Consider the following 26366-nt stretch of genomic DNA (forward strand, 5'->3'; position numbering starts at 1 on the left):
TTTGCTTAATCCAGACCCAGAACACCGCGTAATTGCGACAAGTCTTCCGCCAGCGTCGTGATAGGCCCTTTCAGCGCATTGCGATCGGCGTCGGTCAGTTTGTCATAGGTTTCAAAACCGTCTTTGGTACGGTACTTGCTCAGAATGGTATCGACTTTTTTGAAGTTCGCATCCACCTTCGCCAACAGCTCAGCATTGGATTTTTGTAACTGAGGGCGCAGGAGATCGACGATTTTCTGCGCGCCATCGATATTGGCCTGGAAATCCCACAGATCGGTATGGCTGTAGCGATCCTCTTCTCCGCTAATTTTGCTGGCAGCGACTTCTTCAATCAGTCCTGCTGCCCCGCCAACCACTTTTGACGGTGGGAAGGCCAGTTCGCTAATACGCGTTTGCAGGTCAAGAACATCGCGGTTTAATTGGTCGGCATACTTGTCCATACCTTTGGTGGTGTTGTCGCCGAACAACGCTTTCTCCAGACGGTGGAAGCCGGTGAATTTAGGATCGGCGGCTTTTTGCTCATAATCATCTTCACGTGCATCGATGCTGCCGTCGAGATCGGAGAACAGTTCAGCAATCGGTTCAATACGCTCATAATGCTGACGGGTTGGCGCATACAGCGATTTCGCTTTTTCCAGATCGCCAGCTTTAATCGCATCGGTGAATGCTTTGGTGCCCGCAACCAGTTGTGCAGTTTCGGCTGTCACATAGGCTTTGTATTCGGTAATTGCGCCACTTAGGCTCAGCAGAGCATCGCCCTGCGCGGCATCCGCCGTTGCGCTACCTTTTACAATTAGTTTGCCTTTCGGGTTGGTCAACAGACCGCAGGTCATATCATATTCACCAGGCTGCAGGTTAGCTGTCATTTTCTGGCTAAAGCCCGGCGCAATGTTTTCACGTTCTTCAACCACCATAACCCCTTTAAGGATCTCCCACTCCAGCGCTTTCTGGCTGTGGTTCTGGATGATGAACTGCGTTTTCCCAGCGTTAACCGTGATCGTCATCGGCTCACACTGTTTGTCGTTAACCGTGACTTTCACCTGCGGAATATCGGCGGCTTGTGCAGAAAAAGCGGAGGCAAACAGCGCGGCAATACCCAACTGCAGCGCACTACGGCGAAAATTAAACGTCATAACCTATCCCTATAAATAAGTATGTTGTAACTAAGGAGTGTTCTGCATCGCGTTTTTATCAGGGTGCGGTACGCGATGCCGTAGTGCCTGAACGCGGCGGCAGTGCAAACATGATCAATGCCGGAATCAGGTAGATAAACCAAATGGCGACTTCACTGACGCTCGGCGCTTCCTGATAGCCGAAAATACCTTCCATCAATGTGCCAAACAGCGAATGCGTTGAAAGCACGCTGCTCATGTCAAACGCCACATCCTGAAAATGATTCCATAACCCGGCTTCGTGGAACGCGCGGATGGCCCCAGCGGCAAGACCCGCGGCCACCAGCAAAATGAACAGGCTGGTCCATTTGAAGAATGCCCCGAGGTTGAGGCGAATGCCGCCGAGGTAAATCAGGTAACCCAGTACCACCGCGGTGGCCAGCCCCAGCATCGCACCTAACGGCGGCCACATGCCTACATCCTGCTGGAATGCCGCCAGCAGGAAGAACACCGATTCCAGCCCTTCACGGGCAACGGCAAAAAAGACCATCATTACCAGCGCCCAGCCGTGATGATTGCCGCGTTGCAACGCGTTATCGACAGCCTGTTCAAGCTGGACTTTGACGTTGCGCGAAACTTTACGCATCCAGAACACCATCCAGGTGAGGATCACCACGGCAATGACCGCCACGATGCCTTCAAACAGCTCCTGTTCTTTTTGCGGAAATTCACCGGTGGTTTCATTGATGAAAACGCCTAACGCCAGGCATAACGCCGCCGCCAGCAGAACACCAATCCACATCACACCAATCCATCGACCACGCTGAGTCCGTTTCAGGTAGCTGGCAATCAGGCTGACTATCAGCGCGGCCTCTAACCCTTCGCGCAACATAATAAGAAATGGAACAAACATGCGAAGAACCCTTAAACGTTATTCTCAGTCAATTGATGAAAAGAAAAGTAAATTACAGTGATAGTGATTATCATTACAGTAAAGAAAAACTCAAGCAGAATGTTTTGAGAATGATGACTTAATGTAAACAGTTAGGCGGGTAACGATTAGGGCGGTTTTGCAGCGGGGACAAATAAAAAAGCCCGCACGCGGCGGGCTTAAAGATCGAGGCGGATTACTCTGCCTGTAAACGTGATGGCGGAGCTGTGTGATAATGCGCATCAGCCTCGGCAAAACGTTGCTGCATAGCGGCTGAAGGCGCTTTACCCAACAGGCTGAAGACCACAATACCGATGCTGCCGAAAATAAAGCCTGGGATGATTTCATACAGACCCAACCAGGCAAACTGCTTCCAGACGATTACCGTCACCGCACCGATGAGCATCCCGGCCAGCGCGCCGTTACGCGTCATACGCGACCACATTACGGAGAACAGAACCACCGGACCAAACGCCGCGCCAAAGCCGGCCCAGGCGTAGCTTACCAGACCAAGCACACGGTTCTCCGGGTTCGCCGCCAGCGCGATAGACACCAGCGCCACAACCAGCACCATGATGCGACCAATCCATACCAGCTCTTTCTGGCTGGCATTTTTACGCAGGAACGCTTTATACAAGTCTTCGGTGATTGCGCTGGAACACACCAGCAGCTGGCAGCTCAGAGTCGACATCACCGCAGCGAGGATCGCAGACAGCAGAATACCGGCAATCCACGGGTTGAACAGGATTTGCGCCAGTTCAATAAACACGCGTTCGGCGTTCTGGTTAACAGCACCGGCAAGCTGTGGGTTGTTGTTAAAGTAAGCGATACCAAAGAAGCCAACGGCAACTGCACCTGCCAGACACAGGATCATCCAGGTCATACTGATGCGGCGAGCATGAACAATGCTATGGTGAGAATCAGCCGCCATAAAGCGCGCCAGAATATGCGGCTGACCGAAATAGCCCAGACCCCAGCCCATCAGGGAAATAATGGCAACAAAATTCAGCCCTTTGAACATGTCCACGTTCTCAATGCTCTTTTGTTTAATCACTTCCAGCGAATCGTCAAACCCACCCACGCCAATGACTACCATCACCGGCGTCAGGATCAGGGCGAAGATCATCAGGCTGGCCTGGACGGTATCGGTCCAGCTTACCGCCAGGAAACCACCGATAAAGGTATAAATAATCGTCGCGGCCGCCCCTGCCCACAGCGCTGTTTCGTAACTCATGCCAAAGGTGCTTTCAAACAGACGCGCCCCTGCCACAATACCGGAAGCACAATAGATGGTGAAAAACAGCAGAATAACCAGCGCGGAGATAATACGCAGAATACGGCTTTTATCTTCAAAGCGACCGGTAAAGTAATCCGGTAACGTCAGCGCATTGTTATTGTATTCGGTATGCACGCGTAAACGTCCGGCCACCAGTTTCCAGTTGATCCACGCACCCAAAATAAGGCCAATAGCAATCCAACTTTCTGAAATCCCCGACAGGAAAATCGCGCCAGGCAGCCCCATCAGCAACCAGCCGCTCATGTCAGATGCCCCGGCGGATAACGCGGTCACGAATGGACCCAGACTGCGTCCACCCAGAATGTAATCGTCAAAGTTTTTGGTTGAACGCCATGCAATAAACCCTATCAATATCATGCCGAAAATATAGACACAGAATGTCACTAACATCGGTGTGCTAATAGCCATCAAAACTCTCCAAAATTATGTATCAGCAATGCCGTGGCTTGCCGTTTTATTACCCTGCCGGAACGTGGCAAAGATATCTATGTTTACCAGGGCGACCGTATCCTGCCGGAAGCGATGGTCATTCACAATCGATTTAACACACCATTTACATCAAATTTGATCCAGAGTAGATAGCATTTTTCTGTAGGTTGCACTCTCTCACACTTTTTTCGGTTGCACCTTTTAAAAGTGTTAACTACCGCAGAGAAAAAGATTCGGCAACTTTTATAGCCCCCGTCAAAACACTCACGTTTATTAACATTTCATTCATTTCCAAGCTTGCAAACCAAGTCACATTTAACACGGTTGCACAAAGTTGCAACATAGTGGATATTTCTCGGTAACTATCAGACCCGTATTTCAGTACAACAGGAGTAAACGGCATGGGAACCACCACGATGGGGGTTAAGCTGGATGACGCCACTCGCGAGCGTATTAAAACAGCAGCATCACGAATCGATCGCACGCCACATTGGCTGATCAAACAAGCCATTTTTAATTATCTCGAAAGACTGGAAAATGACGACGCGCTTCCTGAACTACCGGCCCTGCTGGCGGGTGCTGCGAATGAGGGCGATGAGTCGACCACGTTGCAAAATGAAGCGCATCAGCCTTTCCTGGAATTTGCTGAACAGATCCTGCCGCAGTCAGTTTCTCGCGCGGCAATCACCGCCGCTTACCGCCGCGCCGAAACCGACGCCGTACCGATGCTAATGGAGCAGGCTCGTCTGCCGCAGCCTATCGCCGAGCAGGCGCATAAGCTGGCATACGATCTGGCAGACAAACTGCGTAACCAGAAGACCGCCAGCGGCCGCGCCGGGATGGTACAAGGTTTATTGCAGGAATTCTCCCTTTCTTCACAGGAAGGCGTCGCGCTGATGTGTCTGGCCGAAGCCTTGCTGCGTATTCCAGATAAAGCGACCCGCGATGCGTTAATCCGCGACAAGATCAGCAACGGTAACTGGCAGTCGCACATTGGCCGCAGCCCGTCTCTGTTCGTCAACGCGGCGACCTGGGGGCTGTTGTTTACCGGTCGTCTGGTTTCAACGCATAACGAAGCCAGCCTCTCACGCTCACTCAACCGTATTATCGGCAAGAGCGGTGAGCCGCTGGTGCGTAAAGGCGTCGACATGGCCATGCGCTTGATGGGCGAGCAGTTTGTCACCGGGGAGACCATCGCTGAAGCGCTGGCTAACGCGCGTAAACTGGAAGAAAAAGGCTTCCGTTACTCCTATGACATGCTGGGCGAAGCGGCCCTGACCGCCGCCGATGCACAGGCTTATATGGTTTCATACCAGCAGGCGATCCACGCCATTGGTAAGGCCTCTAACGGGCGCGGTATCTATGAAGGGCCAGGCATTTCTATCAAGCTGTCGGCACTGCATCCGCGTTACAGCCGTGCGCAGTATGATCGCGTAATGGATGAACTCTATCCTCGTCTGAAATCGCTTACTCTGCTGGCACGTCAGTACGACATCGGCATTAATATCGACGCCGAAGAGGCTGACCGACTGGAGATCTCCCTCGATCTGCTGGAAAAACTGTGCTTTGAACCCGAACTGGCAGGCTGGAACGGGATCGGTTTTGTTATCCAGGCCTACCAGAAGCGCTGCCCGTATGTTATCGACTATCTAATTGACCTCGCCACGCGCAGCCGCCGCCGCCTGATGATCCGTCTGGTTAAGGGCGCCTACTGGGATAGCGAAATTAAACGTGCCCAGATGGACGGTCTGGAAGGTTATCCGGTCTACACCCGTAAGGTGTACACCGACGTTTCTTACCTGGCCTGTGCGAAAAAGCTGCTTGCCGTACCGAATCTGATCTACCCGCAGTTCGCCACCCACAACGCCCATACGCTGGCGGCGATTTATCAGTTAGCCGGTCAAAACTACTATCCGGGTCAGTACGAATTCCAGTGCCTGCACGGCATGGGCGAACCGCTGTATGAGCAGGTCACCGGCAAAGTTGCGGATGGCAAACTGAACCGTCCATGCCGCATTTATGCACCGGTCGGCACGCACGAAACGCTGCTGGCGTACCTGGTGCGTCGTCTGCTGGAAAACGGCGCCAACACCTCGTTCGTCAACCGCATTGCCGACACGACCCTGCCGCTGGATGAACTGGTTGCCGATCCGGTCGAAGCTGTTGAAAAACTCGCGCAGCAAGAAGGTCAGGCCGGTCTGCCGCATCCGAAGATTGCCCTGCCGCGTGACCTGTACGGTAAAGGCCGCGAAAACTCAGGCGGGCTGGATTTAGCTAACGAACATCGTCTGGCCTCGCTGTCCTCTGCCCTGCTCAACAGCGCGCTACAAAAATGGCACGCTAAACCCATTCTGGAGCACCCGGCTGCTGACGGCGAAATGACGCCAGTCGTTAACCCAGCCGAGCCGAAAGACATTGTCGGTTACGTGCGTGAGGCGACTCACGCTGAAGTGGAACAGGCGTTACAGAACGCAGCGAATAACGCGCCGATCTGGTTCGCCACACCTCCACAAGAGCGTGCCGCCATTTTGCATCGTGCCGCCGTTCTGATGGAAGGTCAGATGCAGCAGCTGATTGGCATCCTGGTACGCGAAGCGGGTAAAACCTTCAGCAACGCCATTGCGGAAGTGCGCGAAGCGGTAGACTTCCTGCATTATTATGCCGGTCAGGTTCGCGATGATTTCGATAATGAAACCCATCGACCGTTAGGACCCGTGGTTTGTATCAGCCCATGGAACTTCCCGCTGGCCATTTTCACCGGGCAGATTGCCGCCGCGCTGGCGGCGGGTAACAGCGTGCTGGCGAAACCGGCGGAACAAACCCCGTTAATTGCCGCCCAGGGCATCGCTATTTTGCTCGAAGCGGGTGTACCGCCGGGCGTGGTGCAACTGTTGCCTGGTCAGGGTGAAACCGTCGGGGCGCAGCTCACTTCCGATGAGCGCGTACGCGGCGTCATGTTTACCGGCTCAACGGAAGTCGCCACGCTGTTGCAACGCAATATTGCCACCCGCCTTGATGCTCAGGGACGTCCAATCCCGCTTATCGCCGAAACCGGTGGGATGAACGCAATGATTGTCGACTCCTCCGCGTTGACGGAACAAGTCGTGGTCGACGTTCTGGCTTCAGCGTTTGACAGCGCCGGACAGCGCTGCTCCGCGCTGCGCGTCCTGTGTCTGCAGGACGATGTAGCCGACCATACGCTGAAAATGCTGCGCGGCGCGATGGCGGAATGTCGCATGGGTAATCCAGGTCGCCTGACCACCGATATTGGGCCGGTAATTGATGAAGAAGCCAAAACCAATATTGAACGCCATATTCAGGCCATGCGCGCCAAAGGACGCCCGGTGTTTCAGGCCGTGCGCGAAAACAGCGACGATGCGCGTGAATGGCAAACCGGTACCTTTATTGCTCCGACGCTGATCGAGCTGGAAAGCTTCGACGAATTACAAAAAGAGGTGTTTGGTCCGGTACTGCACGTCGTGCGCTACACCCGTAACAATCTGGGCAACCTGATTGAGCAAATTAATGCCTCCGGCTACGGCCTGACGCTGGGCGTACACACTCGTATCGATGAAACCATCGCCCAGGTCACAGGATCGGCACACGTGGGGAACCTGTACGTTAACCGCAATATGGTCGGCGCCGTCGTCGGCGTGCAGCCATTCGGTGGCGAAGGCTTGTCTGGTACCGGGCCAAAAGCAGGTGGACCGCTGTATCTGTATCGCCTGCTGGCTAACCGCCCGGAAAATGCGTTAGGCATTACGCTGGCCCGTCAGGATGCAGACTACCCGGTCGATGCGCAGCTTAAAGCTGCACTCGTTCAGCCGCTGGAAGCGCTCAGCGAATGGGCAACCGATCGACCCTCGCTGCAGGCGCTCTGCCAGCAGTTTGGCGAACTGGCGCAGGCCGGTACTCAGCGTCTGCTGCCAGGACCCACTGGCGAGCGCAATACCTGGACGCTGTTGCCGCGTGAACGCGTACTGTGTATCGCCGATGATGAACAGGACGCGCTGGTACAGGTTGCCGCCGTGGCTTCCGTTGGTAGCTTAATCCTGTGGCCAGATGATGCGTTCCATCGTGAACTGGCAAAACGTCTGCCAGCCGCCGTCTCCGGGCGCATTCAGTTTGCCAAAGCGGACAACATAACCACGCAGCCGTTTGATGCCGTTATTTTCCACGGCGATTCCGATCAACTGCGTTCCCTGTGCGAAGCGGTAGCTGCCCGCGAAGGGGCGATTGTATCAGTCCAGGGCTTTGCCCGTGGCGAAAGCAATATTCTGCTGGAGAGGCTGTACATTGAACGCTCCCTGAGCGTCAATACCGCCGCTGCCGGGGGGAACGCCAGCCTGATGACAATCGGCTAAGGTTGTGGTTAATTAAGGCTCCGGTAACGGGGCCTTTTTTTATGGATCCAGAGGGAAGCATGAAACGAATCGTACTGACATGTGCAGCGCTGCTGTTGAGCGGCCAGGCGCTGGCGGATGACTGCGCCAACGCGAACACTCAGATTGAGATGAACACCTGTGCGGCAGAGCAGTTTAAGGCGGCCGACACCAAACTTAATGACACTTATCAGAATGCGCTTAAGCGCGCCGCCCCGACCCAGCGCGATTTACTGAAAAAAGCGCAAATCTCATGGATAACCCTGCGCGATGCGGACTGCGCGTTAATCAGTTCCGGCACCGAAGGCGGTAGCGCCCAGGCGATGATTTCCAGCCAGTGCCTGACGGATAAAACCAACGAGCGTGAAGCGTTTCTCGCCTCACTCTTACAGTGCGAAGAGGGCGATTTAAGCTGTCCGTTACCGCCAGCCAGTTAACGCACGCGGATCCCTTCAATAATCATCCGCTGCACGCTCTCCACCGTTTGGTTAAAAAAGGCTTCATCACGCAGCGTTGCGCCCGTTACCGCCTCTACCTGTGGGGCAAAGTCGGCGTAGTGCTGGGTTGAAGCCCAAATCATAAAAATCAGATGATGCGGATCGACCGGAGCCAGTTTCCCACTTTTGATCCAACCGGCAATCAGCGCCGATTTCTCATCAATTAGCGTTTTGAGATCGCCCGTTAATTCAGCCATCAATAAAGGCGCACCTGCCAGCATCTCCATACAAAACAGTCGTGAAGCCTGAGGGTAATCGCGCGACACTTCCAGCTTAAGGCGAATGTATTCTTTAATGGCCACCAGCGGCGCAAAGTCTTCGCGAAAAGCCTTCAACGGAGCCAGCCAGACGTCGAGGATTTGCCGCAAAACGGCAATATAGAGCACCTCTTTTGACGGGAAGTAATAAAGCAGATTCGTTTTTGACACACCCGCCTGCTCAGCGACCTGTTCGAGACGCGTGCCGTGGATCCCATATTGGGAGAAGATATTTAATGCCGCGGTTAATATGGCCTGGCGTTTTGCACTGACGGCCTGCGAGCGCTTACCTGTTTTTTTCTCTGCGCGTTGGACCATGCGCCCTCTCCTTCTTGTGAGGGCGTCAGCATACCAAATCACGCGGTGAATGGTTAAATTAAAGCGACTCCGGCGGTGCCTCTTGCACTCCCCCTTTTTTCTTTTTGAACTTCAGTTCGCTGACCAGCACGCCAACAATAATGAATGCTGCGCCGAGCAAAGCCAGTAGCGGTAAGCGTTCCCCCGCCAGGCGACCAAAGATCCCCGCCCACACCGGCTCACCGGTATAAATGACCGTCGCGCGCGTCGGCGAAACGCTGCGCTGTGCCCAGTTCATGGTAACCTGAATAATCGCACTGAAAATCCCCAACCCCAGCGCCACCACCAGCAATCCCGTAGACATCGGGGGTACGGTCTCTCCGGCCGGTCCCATCGCAATAAACGCCACTATCGAAGCGGTTGCCAGTTGTACCACCGTTACCCGCCGCACATCCACTTTTCCCGCCCACGCGCTAATCAGGATAATTTCTGCCGCAATCGCCACCGCGCCGGCGAGTGTGATCCACTCTCCTTCGCCTAAAGCCAGCAAATTGCCTCCCGGTCCGGCGAGAAAAATCAACCCGATAAAGGCCAGCACAATGCCGACACACGGCATCAGGCCGGGCATACGCCCCAGACACAGCCATTGTAAAAGCGGGACCAACGGCACATACATCGCGGTAATAAACGCCGATTTACTGCTGGGAATAAACTGTAGCCCCCAGGTTTGCAGACTATAGCCCAACGCAATTGCGATACCGATCGCAACGCCTGCTTTGACTTCCAGCCACGTCAGTTTATGCAATGTGCGTAGTGACAAAAGCGCGACCGCCAGCGCAGCGGTGGCAAAACGCACGCCGACAAAGAAAAAAGGTCCGCTCAGGGTAACGGCATATTGCACGGCCAAAAACGTGCCCCCCCAGAACATGGTGATCACAATGAGGATCGCTTCCTGAGGTTTAACAGAGAAGGAATAACGAGAAAGTAATGACATGAGACACCCGATTAACTGAATGTCGTTAGTCTGCGTTGCGTTTTGTTACAGTTCAACCTTGCAGACAAAAAAAACCGCCGGAAGAAACCGGCGGCGGTGGGTGGCTACGTAACGTCTGACTCTGATCCTCAGCCGTCACGGCATATCTGACAGCTAGCCCGGCAATTACGATTTGTTGTTGCCGTGGCTATTTTTGCCCCCTTTTTTGCCTGCCTCTGAAGCGCGTTGCGGGTCATTCTTAAAATTGCCCCCGCTGTGCTGGCCACCTTTTCGACCTGCTTCTGATGCTCTTTCGCGATCTTCCGCAAAGTTGCCGGAACCGCCTCGATGGTTTGCCATTACTGACCTCCGTCATTGATTAGACATCATATTGCATAGGTACTGAGGAGTGATACCTCACGCAGCGTTACGGGCGATACCCTGAAAATAACTGCGTGGGATTAAGCATAGTGAAGCGTGGCCTGAGCAGCCGCTAACTGTAATATCCTGCAACAGGATTGGCGGTGATAGAGAAATAATCACAGCGAGAAATCAATAAGTCTTTCTTATGACTACCAAATTCCACCCGGTTAAATATGTATCATTTTGCAACAAGAGAAGTTGTTATAAAAATTGTTATAAATCAAAGAAGTGATTGTGAAATTTGCACTCCTGACAGTACGTCATATCTTTAAAGGTAGGTAGCGAGTCGCTACGGACACGGTTAACTCGAGGAGTAGTGTAAAATGGCAAAAGTTCTGGTGCTTTATTATTCCATGTACGGACACATTGAAACTATGGCCCATGCAGTCGCAGAAGGCGCAAATAAGGTTGATGGCGCGGAAGTGATTATTAAACGCGTACCAGAGACCATGCAGCCGGAGATTTTCCTCAAAGCTGGCGGCAAAACACAAAACGCACCAGTCGCAACCCCGCAAGAACTGGCAGATTACGATGCCATTATTTTTGGTACCCCCACACGCTTTGGCAATATGTCCGGTCAGATGCGCACCTTCCTCGACCAGACTGGCGGGCTGTGGGCTTCAGGCGGCCTGTACGGCAAACTCGCCAGCGTATTCAGCTCGACAGGAACCGGCGGCGGTCAGGAACAAACCATTACATCAACCTGGACTACGCTTGCTCACCATGGGATGGTGATTGTGCCTATCGGTTACGCGGCGCAAGAGCTGTTTGATGTTTCTCAAGTTCGCGGCGGTACCCCTTACGGCGCAACCACCATCGCCGGAGGCGACGGCTCTCGCCAGCCAAGTCAGGAAGAATTATCTATCGCCCGCTATCAGGGTGAATATGTCGCAGGTCTGGCAGTAAAACTCAACGGCTAATCTTCAACAGGAGGATTCGAATGCCAACTCAAGAAGCGAAAGCCCATCGCGTCGGCGAATGGGCAAGTCTGCGCAATACATCGCCGGAAATAGCCGAAGCCATTTTTGAAGTCGCGCATTATGACGAGAAACTGGCGGAAAAAATTTGGGAAGAAGGTAGCGACGAGGTGCTCATCAAAGCCTTTAAGAAAACAGACAAAGATTCGCTCTTTTGGGGTGAACAGACTATCGAACGCAAAAACGTCTAGCGCTCAGACTCCCCCGCGAACACGGGGGAGTTTTTCTTTTACTTAGCCGCCTCATTCAACACGCTGTCGAACTTATCTATCGGGCAAAAGCCATCCGCATCTGTCGGACACCCTTTCAGCTCCAGCGTTACACGCTGCGCCGGGGATTTCAGAGTCAGAACGTCTGCATTACGCAACTGCTGCGAGCTCTGATACACGTACTCGATTTTCATCAGATCACGATTCGCGTTGCTGTCATGCCAGCGCTGGAAGACAATCTTCCCGCCAATCGGCGTACGCTCGTTCTGATCGTGAAGCTGGTACGGTTTGAAATCCAGCGCGGTGAGCAGCGATGCGATGTTTGAGTCATGCCCCACCAGCACGGTTATTTTTGGCGCTTTTACGCGTTCAGTAACCAGCGCATTATCAATATACTTCACCAGCGGTTTGGCGACATTCTGCGCCACTTCCGGGGAGGTGAACAGGCTGTCCTGATAGCCATTTTTCAGCTTCGACAGAACCTTCCACTGTTGATCGGATTTAATCTCGCCCCAGGCGACCTTATCCATCGGGAAGCCTTCGTAATATTGCAGCGTGAAGGCATCAACCAGCGAATTCCCGACCTTCAGCGGCCCCGAAACCCCAGGCTCCTGCTGGTATTTCGCGCTAAACGTATCTTTGGCATCGGTCAGGGAACACTGCTGTTTTTCTTTGCAGGATGGAGAGTCTTTGTAGTCGGTCATTTGCTCAAGCAACTGATAGCTGTCGTTGAGCTGCATTTGGCTACGCTCTTTCTCCATTGCCTGAACCGCCTGCTGGCTGAAGGCGGCGGAATCATCGGTGATCACCGGGTTAAAGGTGGGATCCATGGTGCCCATTTTTTCCTGATGATGGACCGGGACGTCGCAACCCGGGAAAGCACCGGTGACAAAGAACTGCGCCGTCGCGACCGTACGCTGCAGGCTGTTAGCATAGGTATAGACCGTACCCGGCGCCGGACATTCGCCCGATTTCACCATCCCCTGCTCTGCCAGCCACTCTCGCATATAGTGGCCCATATAGATTTCCAGCACGCCGCCTTTGGTGGTGAGTTGTCCGCCGGGGACATCCCATTCTGGCCATTGTTTGGGGGTGGACTGCTCAAGAACACTGCCATTATTGGCTAAAGGTGCGCGTAAGTTATGCCGACTCATCATCAATACTTGCTGAAGCTGATAGCCTTCCGGCGCGGTCTGCGCCTGCGCGGCGGTTGACATTAATACAGCCCCTGCCACGGCTGCGGCGATTAACGATTTATTCATCCCTACGACCTCTTGTTGTTATCAATCACAACAGAGTGTGACAGAAATATGACATATTTCCCGGAACGCTTTCGCAAAACGCACCATCTACTTTGTCGTTTTAATACCGAACTCGGTTTCTAATTTGCGAATGCCAAGCGGGGTGAAAGTGACGCGGCGACCACTCAGCTCCGTTTTTATCCATCGTTTTTCAATCAGCCAGCGTAGCAGCGATGCGCCAAGCACGCCGCCGGGATGGTAACGTCGTTCACTCCAGTCCAGACAACCGCAGGTTAATTTCCGCCGCGATGCGCTCGCAGCCAGGACAATCCCCATTTGTGCCAGTTTTTCCTGCCCAAGAGAGGTCAGCGTTTCACCATCCGGCGTTAACCATTGACGGGAAACCAGCGTATCGAACAGCCTCACCGCCACCTCGCCAGCGAGATGATCGTAGCAGGTTCGGGCATGTCGTAAGCCTGGCGGCGTCGTGATTTTTCGTGGCGTAGATGTAGCCCACGCCACACCCATCAGGCGCTCCAGCAGTTCAGCGATATCAGAGCCTGCAAGGCGAAAATAACGATGCCTGCCCTGCGCGAGCGCCACAACAAAACGTTGTTCGCACAGACGCGCCAGATGCGCACTGGCGGTCGACGCTGACACATCCGCCACTGCGCTGAGTTCGGTCGCGGTCCAGGCGCGGCCATCCATCAGGGCGCACAACATTCGCGAGCGCGATTTATCGGCCATCGCCGCCGCGGTGAGCGCCATTCGTGACTCCAGAGCGCCCTCTTCCTCACTTAACATCACTGATGCCATAGCGACCTCTTTGACCCTGAATGTCTGAATTAACGATGCCATGAATGCGTTCTAAAGTCACCGCACAGGTCACACCGCACGCAGCATCATCTCGATACCCAACCCGACCAAACAAAACAGAAAACAACGTTTAAACACGAGCGGAGAAATAACCCGTCGTACACGGGTTCCTAACCACTGACCAATCAGCGCAGGAACAATGGCCAAAGCCGATAAGCTCAACGACTGTACGGGCAGCGCGTTGTGCCACCACAGACCAAGCGCCAAAGCCAATGTCGAAAACGTAAAAGAGATCCCGAGCGCCTGAACCAGTTCATCTTTCTCAAAACCCAATGACTGGATCCAGGGCACGGCGGGCATCACAAATACACCGGTTCCGCCAGTCAATAAGCCCGTAACAAATCCTATGACGAGGGAGTACGGTTTTTCATGCTGCGGAGCCACTGCGATTTTCTTTCCGGCCAGCGTCCAGATAGCGTAAGCCACCAGCGCCACGCCAAGCGCAAACTGGGTACGGGTGGTATCGCCGCCGGTAATCCAGGCGCTGGCAAGCAGTGTCGCCACCACCACCGTCAATAACATTGGCCACAGTCGTTTAACTAATTGACGCGTATTTCCACCACCGCCAAACTGAAACAAATTGCTAATCAGCGAAGGCAACAGCAGCATGGCCGCCGCCGCAACCGGCGAAATAAGCGATCCGAGGATCCCCATAGCCACGGTGGGCAATCCCATACCAGTGACGCCTTTTACCATCCCGGCGAGAACAAACGTGGCGGCAATCATCATCACCAGAGCGGGCCCAAACGCTAACGAACTCGTCATGTTGCACTTTCCTGAAAAAGAGAAGATGACCCATTCTGGACGTTAATCGCGGTGCTCGCTTCGCCAGGCAACGAAATATGTCTTCCCGCTTACGGGTAATAATATAAAAAATGCCGGGTTTCCCCGGCACATTATCAGAACGTTTTTGCCCACCACAGCCGCAGCTTCATGCCCCAGTAGCTGGTCCAGCCGCTGGTTGTTGACACCACCCGACCTTGTGACACTACCACCAGCGTGGGCGTGACGCTAATCGCCCAACTGCGGGAAATTGCCCCGTTCGCATCATTGATGACCGGAAAGTCCACGCCTTTACGCGACAGCCAACGAGACACCTCAGCTTCACTGCCGGAGCGTAACGCAATGGTCATCACGTTTTCCCCTTCCGAACGCAGCCTGGCGACTTCCGGCGTCGTGAAGCGGCAAACGCCGCACCAGCTCGCCCAGAAATAAAGCAGCACCGGCTCGTCTTTGCTGAGCGCCGCCAGCGTGACGGTTTCACCATCCAGCGTTTGCAAAGGCGTGCTGTCAAAAGAGCCAGGGAGCTGCGGCGCGCGCCAGACATCCATCAGCAGCATCGCCCCTGCCAACAGCGCAAGTAAGATCAGCCCTTCGCGCAGCCAGCGGCGCAGTTTACTGAGCATTGGCCGCCGCCAGCTTTTCTTTGACCACTTCCTCAAGGGTTTCCCACGGCACCGCACCGGGAATAAGCTCATCACCAATAATCGTTGCGGGGGTGCCCTGCACGCCCACCAGTCGCGCCAGTTGCAGGTTAGTGCTTAGCGTTTCAGCGCTTTGGGCATCCAGCGTCACCGGACTGGCTCCCGATTTTTCCTGCGCCTGTTTGATACTGACATCGGTATGGTAACCCTTTTTCTGCATCAGTTTTTCATGTAGCGCCAGAAACTGCTGCGGATGCTCAAGCCAGGTGGTCAGCACGGTCCGCGCCGCCAGTTCCGAACTTTCCCCTTTAAACGGCAGCGGTTTAATCACTACCGCCACGTCAGGATATTTCTGCACAATTTTTTCCAGCATGGGATCCAGTTGCTTGCAGTACGGGCAGTTGTAATCGGTGAAGTTTATCAGGGTCAGTTTCGCCTGCTTAGCGCCAATCCGCGGGCTGTTGGGATCGTTAAACAGGGCCTCCTGGATTAATGCTTCAATTTGCTTTTCCTGTTCCGGGGTAAACGGTGCAGGCTCTTTCGCTACGCTGACGGCAGAAAACAGGGTTAACAGCAGAACAATCATTATTTTCATGGGGTTACTCCTTTGGCATCGGTCAACGTTTGCAATACCGCATCACGGGTTAACAACGTTGGTAACGCCTGGCCTTCCGGCAGACCGGGGCCATAAATTTGGTTATACGGCACAGCAACCTGGCCGCGTTTTTTCAGAAATTCGGTGATGGCTTCAGAAGGGAGCGTCCAGTCGCCGCGCAGCGCCACTACATCCGGCTGTTGCAACGCGGCCTGTACGTCATCTTTATGCAACACGTTGTATTTGTTCACCTTACAAGTGATGCACCAGTCGGCAGTGACGTCAATGAACACTCGCTTATGTTGCGCCAGCGCATCCTCAATCGCCTGCTCGCTAAGCGGTTGCCAGTTCACGCTTTCTTTAGCGCTAGCGTGTCCAGCCAGCCCTAAATGCGGGAGCAGCAACGTCGCAAGCCAGATAGCCGAACCCAGCATCATGACACCGAGAAGACGCCGCAAACTATTCATCCAGCGTCCCGGACGCGGCAAACGCAGCGCCAGACCGGGACGCAGAGCCACCAGCAGCCACGGCAAGCTCATCCCCAGGCCGAGTGCGATAAACAGTCCCCACAACGTTGGCAGCGAAGCGGTCAATGCCACCGCTACCGCTGTTCCCAGAAACGGGGCGCTGCACGGCGTGGCGAGCAGGGTCGCAAATGCGCCTTGCCAGAAATGTCCCGACAAGCCGTTGCCACCGTGAGTCGCCAGCGTGGTGGTCATCGCCGAAGGCAGGCGGAATTCAAACCCCCCGAACAGGCTGGCGCTGAACGTCAGCATCACCACGACCATGACGCCAATGAACCACGGGTTCTGAAACTGGATCCCCCAGCCCAGCGCCTGATTGGTTAAACGTAGCACTGTCATCAATAGCGCCAGGGCCATAAAGGAGACCAGGATCCCGGCTACCGATGCGAGGAATTGACGGCGGATCTGGCGACGGCTTTTTTCCTCAACCAGCAAAATAGAGCCCAGTTTCATGCCGAGAACCGGTAACACACAGGGCATCAGGTTGAGGATTAAACCGCCCAGCAGCGCCATTAGCACCACCTGCCACAATGGGAGTGAGGCGTTCTCAATAACCGGGGCTTCGCCAATCGCAAGACGACTTTCCTGGGCAACACCGTTATCTGCCAGCACCAGCGTGACCGACTTACCGCGTAAATCCGGTGCGCCTTCCCCCCAACCGTCATGAACAGGTACCGTGGCGCGTAACGTCTCACCTGCGACGTGAATTTGCGGCATGCCAAAATCAGCATCATCAACGGCGTCCAGATACAGCCCAGGCGCAGTCCAGCCTCCCGCGCGGTGAGCCTCGACAACCAGCTCGCCGGCCCGTGCGCCAGCGCGCAGAGTATCGGTCAGGCCGCTGGCAAGCGGGAGCTGCCCCATTGCCTGCGCATAGTCATGCGCAAAAGTCGGGTCCTGGGTCGTGGAGGTCACGGAAAAAGGAAAATCCGTCAACAGGCAAACGTTGCTACAGGTGGATAGCGTCAAAACACCGCTAAGCGTGGCGGGCGATCTGCCGCGCACAACCATCGGGAATGTCACATTATCGTGATAGCCCTGGGTCGTGATATTAGCGACCTCAAAGCGTGCAGGGGTTGGCCAGAACCAGTCGACCGCAGGCATTTCCCCTTGCCAGGCGATAGATGGCGCTACGCCTCCCTCACCCGGCGAACGCCAGTAGGTTTTCCAGCCGTCCTGCAGTTTAACATCCAGCAACAGACGAGTTTCGCCGCCTGAGGACGTATCAGCGCGTAACCGCACACTGGCGTGATCGTTATCGGATGAACGCAGCCAGCCGGGTTCAGCCGCCCAGGATACGGGCAGCCATAGCAATAACAGACAGAGCAGCGCCTGCCTGAAAACAGTCATCATATATTTTCTCCGTGAATAATTATCTAACAGTCAGCAACGGCTGTTCTGTCATTCACGGAAGACGCAAAATCGCAGATGTACCCTTAGCGTGGGCGGCGAGATGGCTCGCGGTGGGAAAAAAGGCAGACGAAACGCCCGCACTGGCGCCAGCAGCGACAGCAGCAGACACAGCACCAGAATAGCGCCTTCGAACAGTACCGGGGGCGCCGCCAGTAATGACTTCGCGCTCAGTTCACAAGGGGTAACGGACGAGGCCTCATCGGTCTGCGCTTGTGCGCTTACGACAACGCTTGTGGCAACGGTGTCCATCTGCAACGCGTGCAGGCCCGCCATGCGTTGTGCGGTGCAAACCATCACCACAACACATGCCAGACAGAGGAACCACCATCCCATCCGTTGACGTTTCGCCATTATACCCTCACTGATTGATGCGAGTTATCTTAACCACTCACCAGGTTTTGGCAACCTTTGCGCTGTAAAGTTATGTCCTGTCATCAGCAGGATATACCGCGATTTCAATCAGATTGAGATCGGGATCTCTGACATAAACCGAGCGAATCGGTCCCATCGCACCGGTTCGTGCAACCGGCCCCTCAACAATATCGACCCCGTGCGTTTGAAACGTGGTTATCACCTCTTCCAGCGCACGTGTGGTGATAAAACACAAATCCAGCGCCCCCGGCGTTGGCGCGTGAGCTTTGGGTTCAAACTCTTTTCCCCGAATGTGGAGGTTAATTTTCTGATTGCCAAAGACGAAGGCTTTCCGCCCTTGCGCGAAGGTTTCCAGCCTCATCCCTAAAAGTTCGACATAAAAACGAACGCATGCCTCTTCATTATTGGAGGTCAATACCAGATGATCCAGGTGGTCAATCATAGCGATATCCATTTTGGTTGCTCATCTCAGACACTTACCCTATTCATTCACACGCTACAAGAAAAAGAGAATCTTACGGCTGCGTTGACAGAACATAGCGCAAGGCGTTGCGGCTCACGTTTTATAAATCAAATGATTATTAATCATATTTCCGTTTTTATTTATTACAATATAACATTGCCAAAGTAATTACGAAAATATCACGGAAGTGATCATTCACTATTTACGAAGAGTACCAAAGGATATTCGCAGAACAGTACATAAATACTGTCCCGCTACGTATTGATGCGTAAATGAAAGTAAGGGTCAGCGCATTTTTAGGTGATTATCGTATTATAGCCCGACGCAATGAAGAGCGTATTCATTCGCAGAAAATTTGTTTATTGAATGTTATTTAGAGTATATGGAAATGAAAAAATATTTATTACCCCTGATTGGGTTACTTTTTACCGTTAGCGCTCAGGCAGCACCATTTACCGACGGCAAAGAGTTTATCTCACTGGAAAAACCCGTCGCTTCAGCCCCGGCAGCGCTGAAGTTTTTCTCATTCTATTGTCCTTCCTGCTATCAGTACGATGAAGTTTTTGAAATCACTGATAACGTGAAAAAAGTTTTGCCTGCTGACGTCAAACTCACCGAATACCACGTCGACTTTTTAGGCCCTCTGGGGCAAGACATGACGCACGCCTGGTCCGTCGCCATGCTGTTGAACGTGCAAGATAAAGTTAAACCGTTGCTTTTTGATGCCGTGCAGAAAAAACAAACCATTAAATCGGCGGACGATATTCGTAACGTATTTATCAGCGCGGGCATCAGTGCCAGTGATTATGATGCCGCATGGAATAGTTTTGCCGTAAAATCACTAACCGCCAAACAGCAAGAAATGGCTAAAGCCGTAGATTTAACCGGGGTGCCCGCCATTTTTATCAACGGTAAATATATGATCAATCCGAAAGGACTGAAATCTGATGACCTTAACGCGTTCGTACAAAACTATGCTGATACGGTCCGCTTCCTGATCACTAAATCCTGATGTTTAGCTAATCTCACTATTCGCACCACACAACAGACGTCATAACGTTAAAAAGCGCTGTTGGTGGTGCAACGCCCGCATCGTTTATAGCAATATCCTCCCTTCCCGGTTGGCATTCTCCGTTATCAGGATTACCCTAAACTTAGCGGTGATACCTGTTGTCAGGGTTCACCTTCTGCAAGTGTTGATTTACACGAGAGAACGCTATGGAATTAAAGGATTATTACGCCATTATGGGCGTGAAACCGACAGACGATCTCAAGACAATCAAGACCGCCTATCGTCGACTCGCCCGTAAATATCATCCTGATGTCAGCAAAGAGACTGACGCGGAGGCCCGGTTTAAAGAGGTTGCTGAAGCCTGGGAAGTCCTGAGTGATGAACAGCGACGCGCCGAGTACGACCAGTTGTGGCAGCACCGCAACGACCCACAGTTCAACCGTCAATTCCAACAAGGAGAGAATCAACGCTATAACGCCGAAGATTTCGACGATATCTTCTCCTCCATTTTTGGTCAGCATGCGCAACAGTCTCGCCAGCGTCATGCCAGCCGCGGGCACGATATTGAAATTGAAGTCGCCGTATTCCTCGAAGAAACGCTTACTGAGCATAGCCGCACGATCCGTTACACCCTGCCAGTTTACAATGCGTTCGGCATGGTCGAACGTGAAATTCCTAAAACGTTGAATGTGAAAATTCCGGCTGGCGTCGGTAACGGTCAGCGTATTCGTCTGAAAGGCCAGGGCACCCCCGGTGAAAACGGTGGGCCAAACGGTGATTTGTGGCTGGTGATTCATATCGCGCCACATCCGCTGTTCGATATCGTTAATCAGGATCTGGAAGTGGTCGTTCCCCTGGCGCCGTGGGAAGCCGCGCTGGGCGCGAAAGTAACCGTTCCGACGTTAAAAGAGAGCATCCTACTGACCATTCCTGCGGGCAGCCAGGCCGGGCAGCGGTTACGCATTAAGGGCAAAGGTCTGGTAAGTAAAAAACATACCGGCGATTTGTATGCGGTGATCAAAATCGTCATGCCGCCGAAACCTGACGACGCCAGCGCCGCCCTGTGGCAGCAGTTGGCGGATGCACAAAAGACCTTTGATCCGCGCAAAGAGTGGGGGAAAGCATAATGGCTAACGTCACCGTCACCTTTACCATTACCGAGTTTTGTCTGTACACCGGTGTGTCAGAAGAAGAGCTACATGAGATTGTCGGCTTAGGGGTGATAGAACCTCATGAAGACGAGACTTTTGACGATCATGCGCTGACCGTCATGCGTCGCGCGATACGCCTGCGTCAGGAGCTGGAACTTGACTGGCCGGGAATTGCCGTTGCGCTGACGTTGCTGGAAGAGAACGCTCAACTGCGGCAGGAAAACCGCCTGCTGCGCCAGCGATTGTCTCGCTTTATCAGCCATCCTTAGTGTGTCAAGGCCAGCATGATGCTGGCCCTTTTATTATCCGCAACCCGCTCTTAATGACATTGCGCAGCAGATGGCATACAGTCAGCGATAAGAATTATCTCAAACAATAAGACGTTGAGCCATGCAGCTTAAGCCCCTCACAAAAGGTCGTTTTCACAATATCTGGCAGCAAGATGATGCCTTAATTGAGAAGATATTCCAGGAGTTGCTCTCTGAAACACAGATTATCCAGGAAGATGACTATCTTTACCGCCAGGGACAGGTAGTCGATCGACTAATCATGGTGCAGTCAGGGAGAATTTCTCTGCGTTATAGCGCGGAGAATGGTCGCCGTTTTCAACTGGGTGCAATGGAATGTGATGAGCAACTGTTTGGCGAAATGGAGTTTTTTACCGGGTATCGTTGCCAGCTTGATATCGTAGCCGAAGAACCGCTGACCGTGGCGGTATGCAACTGTGACCGTCTGGAGGAAGCGCTGAACCGGCACCCCAGACTGGCGATATTTTTCGCCAGCGCAATGGCCGTTGATTATCAGGATATGCTGGAAATCTTCCTGCACCGGATGCTCTACCCTATCGTCCATAACGTAGCGTATGACCTGTATCGCCAGCATCAGGACAAGCAGCCAATGGATGGTTTTCATAAAAAATACCAGGAAGCTGAGCGATTCGGCACCACCGACCGGGTCTATCGGCGGGCGGTGAAAGCGCTGACGGATGCCGGGCTGGTAACGCGCACGAAGCAAGGACTGGAGATTAAGGATCTGGATGGGCTGCGTAAATTTCTCGGCAATGACATCATTGACTGACACACCAACCCTGGCAAACGGAGCATTGGTGTGTCATTTCAGCGCAATCAGAACTTATAGGTGAGGTTGAAATAGTGACCCAGCCCGGTGGTACGCCCTGCTCCACCGTGGTTTTCCATCAATGCCATGTTGCGGAAATATTTTAAGCCATAACCTACGGCATAATGCTCTGAATGCCAGTAGATGCCGTTATACCATTCAATCGCGTTATTGCTATATAACGGCTGGTTAGCAATCTTGTTCGCGGCGAACTGGTAGTCAAAGTAACCCTGATAGTTCAAATAACTGCCGTTGGCGAACGTATAGAACGGCGTCGACCAGTTGGTCGAGAACATGTAACCATCCCACTTGCCTTCGTTATCTGCACCGTAATTTTCACGTACATAGTGCGCATAAATGTTCATTCCCACCAGACCAAACCACGGCACTTTAACATCCGTGCCGAGACCAACGTAATGCTCAAATAATTCCCGGTCACCAATGTTATTTACCGTTGCGATATAGAATTCGTTAAATGGCCCAACGGATAAATCTTTATTAAAAATGGCGTCCAGGGAAAAACGTGGAGATATCTTGGCAAAGAAGTTATCCCCCCCGTGACGATCGTCCTGCTCGCGATCCAAAATATCAAAGAAATCCACATAACCATACAGATCGATAATCCCGGATCGTGCGCCAAACTCCAGCTCAAGATAGGTGTCATTACGAATACCATAAGGCACTTTCGCATCCACACTTTGCATTAAGTTCATCTGCATCCAGTTAAAATCATTTTTGCGGATGTTGCCATCGGCATAATCAGCCGCAAGCGCTTGCGTACAGCACATCGCAATTACCGCACCCAGAACTGTTTTTTTCATCATTGATTTATTTTTCTTCAGCATTTTCAATTCCTTTGAGCAAGGTTGAGTGTCGCCCCACCAGATAAATGGCGCGACGGCGGGCTATCTAATTAAAGAGGTAAGCGTTATTACTGTGTTTAATTACGTTTGAGTTTTAATGTACCCATCAACATAATAAAGATAATTAAATACAACACCGGTATTGCGTACATAATTTTCTGCAATCCCATAGTTTTTTCCATTAACGCACTGATCGCCGGACTGAACATGGCGCCAGCACTACCGCTAATTAAAATATAAGAAACGTTCTGGCTACTCGCGCGCTTCACGAAAGAAACCCCGTAGGCAATAAAGGAGTTATACAGCGCTGCGCAGACAAACCCGTAACTATAGGCCAGATAATCAAGCCCGGAGATATTTTCCTTCGTGACAATGATGGTGGTAATAACGCAAGCTAACAAAATAATGCTAAGCAAGAAATAATGTATCTTTACGCGGGAAACAATAACGGTTGAGACTAACGCGCCGACCAGCGCAGCACCCCAGTATTGCGTAATAATATTACCTGCTTCTTCGAAGGGAATACCAAATTTGTTCTTCACAAATAATGGTGCCCAGGTCAGGAAGGTATACAGCGCCAACATACCTAAGAACAGGCCAATGCCTCCGCTGATAATCCCTGGATTCCACTCGGATTTCACCGGGTCTGCGCTGTCCGCTGCAGGGGCCGTTTCACAGGCGGTAAAGCGGGTGAGAGCCACAACGCCCAGCGTGAGTAAGGCCACTATGCCTACGCTCAGATAGCTGTAACTCCATGACATATTGTGCGTCAGGGCGAAAGTGGTAATCAGCGGGAAAACTACGCCCGCGACGTTAAAGGTGGCGTCCTGCACCACCAGCATCGTACTTTGAATGCGATCCTGCCAAACCGAAACCACGATCGTTCCCGCCACGCACAGACCAATCCCGCCGCAGAAACCCACCAGGGTCATGGCGACCATCACCGGCCATAAGCCAGGGCTTAAGTGCATTGCCAGAGCGCAGAGGAACACTATCGAATAGATAATGAGCGTCATACGCTTAACGCCGATTTTCTCAATCAGGAAAAAGGCGGCGATGGTCCCGGCTAACGCCCCACCGTTAAGCAACGAAAATATCGAGGCGACGGTATTCACATCGGCACTGTAGCGTACTGCAATCGGTTCAATCAGCATACCAAACTGACTGGCAAATCCTGCCATAATAAAATTTGCCAGAAAACTAATCAGCGTAAGTGCTATTTTATTCTTCATATAATGCCATCTCTGATTGGTTCATTTAAATGCTGATGCTAAGCCGTAACAGCTGTATTTAGCGCCAGCTCTATCATATTTTTAAAGGTTAACTGCCGTTCTTCCGCCGTTGTTTCTTCTCCTGTCAGGCAATGATCGGATACGGTTAATATAGCCAACGCTTCAATATTAAACTGATGCGCTAAAGCGTATAACCCTGCCACTTCCATATCCACACCCAGCACACCAAACTTTTCCAGTGCAGGTATTAAATTTTCGTCAGGATCGTAATAAAGATCGCCACTGAAGACATTGCCGACTTTAACGTCAATACCGGCCTTCTGCGCCAATGCCCACGCCTGCTGCAATAATGAGAAATGGGCAGATGTCGCCATCGCGTAGCCCGCGCTACGTTTTAAATTAGTGACAGAATCCGTTCCGGCGGCGATGGCAAGAATAATATCTCGCATTTTGACATGATGTTGTGTTGCCCCCAGACTGCCGACACGAATAATTCGCTGTACACCGAAGTCATGTACCAGTTCATGAGCATAAAGTGTCATTGACGGAATACCCATGCCATGTCCCATCACCGAAACAGGTTGCCCAAAATAAAGACCGGTATAGCCCAGCATATTGCGTACATTGGTGACTTCGCGGTAATCCATTAGATAATTTTCAGCAATAAACTTAGCGCGAAGCGGATCGCCCGGCATAATAACGGTTGGCGCAAAATCACCCGCTTTGGCATTAATATGTGCAGTCATAACAATTCCTGAATTATGGGTATTGAAGATATGCAGGGATTGTAACCAGAGGTTTGCAGAGGATTGAGGACAAAAGTCCTGCTCAGAGGATCGGCCTCTCATTTCTGAGAGTTAGTGTTGCGAGCTTGTGGCCCAGCGGAAAACCGCGCTCCCGGCACAGTCGCTCGGAGGTATCGCAAAACAAGTCTCTGCGAAAGGTAAAAGTCGAAGTGTCGATCTCGTTTTGTATCAATGTTAAACTCGCACACTTTCTATTAAACCTTTCTTAATTATGATAAAGCTACTTTCACGCTACATTTCCGTAGGGATTGTAAACACGGCATTACATTGGGCGGTGTTCGGCATCATGGTATACATCATGAAAAATGACCAGGCCGTGAGCAACGTGGTGGCGTTTTTGATAGCTGTGACATTTTCATTTTTTGCAAACGCAAAATTTACATTTAGCGCAAAAGCCACCGGCCGAGGGTATGTGCTATTTGTTGGATTTATGGGACTACTAAGCTTTATCTCTGGTCAGGTATCTGATCACTACAACATTTCCCCTCTCATAACGTTGATAGAGTTCTCCTCCATCAGCTTGGTATGCGGCTTCTTATACTCCAGGTTCATTGTTTTTAGGGATCCGAAATGAAAATTTCTCTGATTGTGCCGGTGTTCAATGAAGAAGATACAATACCTATTTTCTACAACACGGTGCGTGGACATGAAGAACTAAAAAAATATGATGTTGAAATTGTGTTTATCAACGACGGTAGCAAAGACGCTACAGAATCAATCATTAATGCTCTCGCCGTATCTGATAAGCTCGTCGTCCCCATATCATTTACGCGCAACTTTGGAAAAGAACCAGCAATCTTTGCCGGCCTTGAGCGTTCCTCTGGTGAAGCAGTTATTCCGATCGATGTTGACCTACAGGATCCAATCGAAATAATTCCATTGATGGTCGATAAGTGGCTTGCAGGTGCAGATATTGTGCTGGCAAAGCGCGCAGACCGCTCCACGGATGGAAAACTGAAGCGCAAAACCGCTGAATGGTTCTATAAATTACACAATAAAATAAGCGATCCAAAGATCGAAGAAAATGTTGGTGACTTTAGACTTATGTCCCGCGATGTAGTTGATAACATCAAACTCATGCCGGAACGTAATCTCTTTATGAAAGGTGTGCTTAGCTGGGTAGGTGGCAATACTGATGTTGTTGAGTACACACGCGCAGGACGCATTGCTGGTAAATCAAAATTTAATGGCTGGAAATTGTGGAATCTTGCTCTGGAGGGTATTACCAGTTTTTCAACGTTCCCATTGCGAATATGGACCTACATTGGTTTTTTTGTAGCCGCTGTATCCTTTTTGTTCGGTGCATGGATGATTATAGACAAGATTTTTTGGGGAAATCCGGTCGCGGGATATCCATCTATTATTGTTTCAATCCTTTTCCTTGGTGGGATTCAGTTAATTGGTATCGGTGTGCTTGGTGAGTACATAGGTAGAATCTACATCGAAACCAAACAACGGCCACGTTATATAGTTAAAAAACAAGACGGGATTTAA

At 52.1% G+C, this 26366-nt stretch carries 27 protein-coding genes; 10 read left to right on the plus strand and 17 right to left on the minus strand.

The features are described 5' to 3' along the window. Positions 1–5: 5 nt before the first annotated feature. The 3 genes from efeO to putP form a co-directional block, all read right to left on the minus strand. Positions 6–1133: an iron uptake system protein EfeO gene (gene efeO / locus HV314_RS16045; RefSeq protein ID WP_016156169.1), complete on the minus strand. Its 1128-nt coding sequence runs from the start codon at positions 1131–1133 to the stop codon at positions 6–8. Between the two features lie 58 nt (positions 1134–1191). Beyond that, positions 1192–2025, minus strand: a complete 834-nt coding sequence (gene efeU, locus HV314_RS16050) for an iron uptake transporter permease EfeU (RefSeq protein ID WP_053390116.1) — start codon at positions 2023–2025, stop codon at positions 1192–1194. Between the two features lie 214 nt (positions 2026–2239). Further along, the gene (gene putP, locus HV314_RS16055) at positions 2240–3748 is read right to left on the minus strand and encodes a sodium/proline symporter PutP (protein WP_016152586.1); all 1509 of its coding nucleotides are present in this window, start codon (positions 3746–3748) and stop codon (positions 2240–2242) included. Between the two features lie 422 nt (positions 3749–4170). On the opposite strand from putP, the gene putA reads away from it, so the two are divergent. Beyond that, entirely contained in the window at positions 4171–8133 is a 3963-nt protein-coding gene (gene putA, locus HV314_RS16060) for a trifunctional transcriptional regulator/proline dehydrogenase/L-glutamate gamma-semialdehyde dehydrogenase (protein WP_181546121.1), read from the plus strand. Positions 8134–8192: 59 nt separating this feature from the next. Continuing rightward, the gene (locus HV314_RS16065; RefSeq protein ID WP_016156166.1) at positions 8193–8588 is read left to right on the plus strand and encodes a lysozyme inhibitor LprI family protein; all 396 of its coding nucleotides are present in this window, start codon (positions 8193–8195) and stop codon (positions 8586–8588) included. Here HV314_RS16065 and rutR read toward each other — a convergent pair. The 3 genes from rutR to HV314_RS16080 all read right to left on the minus strand — a co-directional run bounded on the left by rutR (position 8585) and on the right by HV314_RS16080 (position 10535). After that, the gene (rutR, locus tag HV314_RS16070; RefSeq protein WP_016156165.1) at positions 8585–9223 is read right to left on the minus strand and encodes an HTH-type transcriptional regulator RutR; all 639 of its coding nucleotides are present in this window, start codon (positions 9221–9223) and stop codon (positions 8585–8587) included. The genes HV314_RS16065 and rutR overlap by 4 nt on opposite strands. A gap of 58 nt (positions 9224–9281) precedes the next feature. Beyond that, entirely contained in the window at positions 9282–10196 is a 915-nt protein-coding gene (locus HV314_RS16075) for a DMT family transporter (RefSeq protein WP_075847077.1), read from the minus strand. 165 nt (positions 10197–10361) lie between these two features. Further along, entirely contained in the window at positions 10362–10535 is a 174-nt protein-coding gene (locus tag HV314_RS16080) for a general stress protein (RefSeq protein ID WP_003036022.1), read from the minus strand. A gap of 386 nt (positions 10536–10921) precedes the next feature. Here HV314_RS16080 and wrbA point away from each other — a divergent pair, with 386 nt between their 5' ends. Together wrbA and HV314_RS16090 are read left to right on the plus strand one after the other, a co-directional pair. Beyond that, the gene (wrbA, locus tag HV314_RS16085; protein ID WP_003832057.1) at positions 10922–11518 is read left to right on the plus strand and encodes an NAD(P)H:quinone oxidoreductase; all 597 of its coding nucleotides are present in this window, start codon (positions 10922–10924) and stop codon (positions 11516–11518) included. A gap of 20 nt (positions 11519–11538) precedes the next feature. Continuing rightward, a complete protein-coding gene (locus tag HV314_RS16090) occupies positions 11539–11766 on the plus strand; it encodes a YccJ family protein (RefSeq protein ID WP_016152581.1) in 228 nt (75 codons plus the stop codon). A gap of 38 nt (positions 11767–11804) precedes the next feature. On the opposite strand, the gene agp is transcribed toward HV314_RS16090, so the two are convergent. From agp to HV314_RS16130, 8 genes are all read right to left on the minus strand, one after another. Next, positions 11805–13046 (minus strand): bifunctional glucose-1-phosphatase/inositol phosphatase, encoded by a 1242-nt coding sequence (gene agp, locus HV314_RS16095; protein WP_049271383.1) that lies wholly within the window; start codon positions 13044–13046, stop codon positions 11805–11807. An 87-nt stretch (positions 13047–13133) separates the two neighbouring features. Continuing rightward, positions 13134–13841 (minus strand): ArsR/SmtB family transcription factor, encoded by a 708-nt coding sequence (locus HV314_RS16100; RefSeq protein WP_131348290.1) that lies wholly within the window; start codon positions 13839–13841, stop codon positions 13134–13136. Between the two features lie 69 nt (positions 13842–13910). Further along, positions 13911–14666: a sulfite exporter TauE/SafE family protein gene (locus HV314_RS16105; RefSeq protein WP_016156161.1), complete on the minus strand. Its 756-nt coding sequence runs from the start codon at positions 14664–14666 to the stop codon at positions 13911–13913. 134 nt (positions 14667–14800) lie between these two features. After that, positions 14801–15307, minus strand: coding sequence for a protein disulfide oxidoreductase (locus HV314_RS16110; RefSeq protein ID WP_016152577.1), 507 nt, complete (start codon positions 15305–15307; stop codon positions 14801–14803). Next, on the minus strand, positions 15297–15920 hold the full coding sequence (locus HV314_RS16115) for a DsbA family protein (protein WP_046274457.1): 624 nt from the start codon (positions 15918–15920) through the stop codon (positions 15297–15299). The genes HV314_RS16110 and HV314_RS16115 overlap by 11 nt, the downstream gene beginning before the upstream one ends. Continuing rightward, positions 15917–17797, minus strand: coding sequence for a protein-disulfide reductase DsbD family protein (locus tag HV314_RS16120; RefSeq protein WP_181546123.1), 1881 nt, complete (start codon positions 17795–17797; stop codon positions 15917–15919). Before HV314_RS16120 ends, HV314_RS16115 begins: the two co-directional genes overlap by 4 nt. Before the next feature lie 48 nt (positions 17798–17845). Then, on the minus strand, positions 17846–18208 hold the full coding sequence (locus HV314_RS16125) for a hypothetical protein (RefSeq protein WP_016152574.1): 363 nt from the start codon (positions 18206–18208) through the stop codon (positions 17846–17848). Between the two features lie 70 nt (positions 18209–18278). After that, complete coding sequence (locus tag HV314_RS16130; protein ID WP_181546125.1) at positions 18279–18683, minus strand: VOC family protein; 405 nt, start codon at positions 18681–18683, stop codon at positions 18279–18281. Positions 18684–19080: 397 nt separating this feature from the next. Here HV314_RS16130 and dsbA point away from each other — a divergent pair, with 397 nt between their 5' ends. The 4 genes from dsbA to HV314_RS16150 all read left to right on the plus strand — a co-directional run bounded on the left by dsbA (position 19081) and on the right by HV314_RS16150 (position 21932). After that, entirely contained in the window at positions 19081–19704 is a 624-nt protein-coding gene (gene dsbA / locus HV314_RS16135) for a thiol:disulfide interchange protein DsbA (protein WP_181546127.1), read from the plus strand. A gap of 206 nt (positions 19705–19910) precedes the next feature. Further along, positions 19911–20831 carry a curved DNA-binding protein gene (gene cbpA, locus HV314_RS16140; RefSeq protein ID WP_181546129.1) on the plus strand — a complete coding sequence of 307 codons (921 nt, stop codon included), beginning with the start codon at positions 19911–19913 and terminating at the stop codon, positions 20829–20831. Next, on the plus strand, positions 20831–21124 hold the full coding sequence (cbpM, locus tag HV314_RS16145) for a chaperone modulator CbpM (protein WP_016152570.1): 294 nt from the start codon (positions 20831–20833) through the stop codon (positions 21122–21124). The genes cbpA and cbpM overlap by 1 nt, the downstream gene beginning before the upstream one ends. A 121-nt stretch (positions 21125–21245) precedes the next feature. Further along, entirely contained in the window at positions 21246–21932 is a 687-nt protein-coding gene (locus HV314_RS16150; RefSeq protein ID WP_131348276.1) for a Crp/Fnr family transcriptional regulator, read from the plus strand. Positions 21933–21979: 47 nt separating this feature from the next. Here HV314_RS16150 and HV314_RS16155 read toward each other — a convergent pair whose 3' ends face one another. From HV314_RS16155 to deoD, 3 genes are all read right to left on the minus strand, one after another. Further along, a complete protein-coding gene (locus tag HV314_RS16155) occupies positions 21980–22816 on the minus strand; it encodes an outer membrane protein OmpK (protein ID WP_016152568.1) in 837 nt (278 codons plus the stop codon). 95 nt (positions 22817–22911) lie between these two features. After that, a complete protein-coding gene (tsgA, locus tag HV314_RS16160) occupies positions 22912–24066 on the minus strand; it encodes an MFS transporter TsgA (protein ID WP_016156155.1) in 1155 nt (384 codons plus the stop codon). Positions 24067–24104: 38 nt separating this feature from the next. After that, positions 24105–24812, minus strand: coding sequence for a purine-nucleoside phosphorylase (deoD, locus tag HV314_RS16165; RefSeq protein ID WP_046274454.1), 708 nt, complete (start codon positions 24810–24812; stop codon positions 24105–24107). Between the two features lie 271 nt (positions 24813–25083). Between deoD and HV314_RS16170 the strand changes: the two genes are divergently transcribed. Then, entirely contained in the window at positions 25084–25446 is a 363-nt protein-coding gene (locus HV314_RS16170) for a GtrA family protein (protein ID WP_046274453.1), read from the plus strand. Then, on the plus strand, positions 25443–26366 hold the full coding sequence (locus tag HV314_RS16175; RefSeq protein ID WP_046274452.1) for a glycosyltransferase family 2 protein: 924 nt from the start codon (positions 25443–25445) through the stop codon (positions 26364–26366). The genes HV314_RS16170 and HV314_RS16175 overlap by 4 nt, the downstream gene beginning before the upstream one ends.

The sequence above is a fragment of the Citrobacter sp. RHBSTW-00887 genome, from assembly GCF_013728095.1.
In the GTDB taxonomy this organism is placed as follows: Bacteria; Pseudomonadota; Gammaproteobacteria; order Enterobacterales; family Enterobacteriaceae; genus Citrobacter; species Citrobacter braakii.